At 70.6% G+C, this 1,257-nt stretch carries 1 protein-coding gene and 1 pseudogene; both read left to right on the top strand.

Annotated features, from left to right (window positions below; genetic code table 11):
- A partial coding sequence (locus ASJ79_RS24270; protein ID WP_369803756.1) for an LpqN/LpqT family lipoprotein occupies positions 1-797 on the top strand: 797 nt, incomplete at its 5' end.
- 76 nt (positions 798-873) lie between these two features.
- A pseudogene (locus ASJ79_RS24265) lies at positions 874-1,137 on the top strand (hypothetical protein); the annotation flags it as partial.
- Positions 1,138-1,257: the final 120 nt, after the last annotated feature.

The following is a 1,257-nucleotide window of genomic DNA, read 5'->3' as shown; positions in this document are numbered from 1 at the left end:
AACAGCAGCAGCCCCGCGCTCACCAGCAGGCTGGTGACGCTGTTGGTGGAGCCGGCCAACAGCCCCCACAGCAGCGACCCGACGGCCTGGCCGCCCATGAAGATCAGTTGATACACCGACAGCCCGCCCGCCCGGTGTCCACCATCGCGCCGGCGAACTCGGGCACGCTCAGCGAGTTCTTCGCTGCCAAGGGCGTGACCATGGAGGCCCAGTCCAGCCGGGACTTCCGCGCGCTCAACATCGTGCTGCCGATGCCGCGGGGCTGGGAACACATCCCCGACCCGAACGTGCCGGACGCGTTCGCGGTGCTCGCCGACCGGGTCGGCGGCAACGGTCTGTACTCCTCGAACGCCCAGGTGGTCGTCTACAAGCTGATCGGCGAATTCGACCCCAAAGAGGCCATCAGCCACGGCTTCATCGACAGCCAGAAGCTGCCGGCGTGGCGCACCACCGACGCATCGCTGGCCGATTTCGGCGGCATGCCGTCCTCGTTGATCGAGGGCACCTACCGCGAGAACAACATGACGCTGAACACCTCCCGGCGCCATGTCATCGCGACCGCGGGACCCGACCGTTACCTGGTGTCGCTGTCGGTCACCACGAGTGTCGACCAGGTGGTGGCCGCCGCGGACGCCACCGAGGCGATCATCAACGGGTTCAAGGTCAGCGTGCCGGGCCCCGTCCCGGCCGCACCGCCACCCGGCGCTCCGGCGCTGCCGTCACCCGCGGCGCCGCCCCCGGCTCCCGCCGTTCCCGCCGTGGCGCCCGCGCCACAGCTGCTGGGACTGCAGGGATAGACGGCGTCGTCCCCCGGGCGAAGCCTGGCGCCCGGGGGACGACGACCCACCTCCGACACCCCGTATCCTGAAGCCCATGTTCGTCGCCGCCGTGTTGAGTCTGTGCGCGGCCGTGGTGACCGCGGCGCTGGGCGCATGGTCGCTGACCCGCCGGCCGTCCACCGACTACGTCCAGCAGGTGCTCCGCGCCGTCGCGCCGACGCAGTTGGCCGCGGCCGTGATGCTGGGCGCCGGTGGCGTGGTGGCGTTGTCGGCGACCGCGCCGATGTCGGTGGTGATCCTGGTGGTGTGCGTCGTGGCCGCGATCGGCACGGTCGCGGCGGGATGCTGGCAGGCGGCCTGGGAAGCGATGACGTTGAGGTTGCGCGACCACTGCTCGATCGCGTCGCCGGAGGTCACCTGGCTGTCCAGGATCGGCGCCGCGTTGGTGATGATGTCGTTGACCTGCGGCAGGTTGTCG

The sequence above is a fragment of the Mycobacterium sp. NAZ190054 genome (assembly GCF_001545925.1).
Lineage (GTDB): Bacteria > Actinomycetota > Actinomycetes > Mycobacteriales > Mycobacteriaceae > Mycobacterium.
Note: the sequence above shows the minus strand (reverse complement) of the source record. Positions and strands in the feature narration are given on the sequence as shown.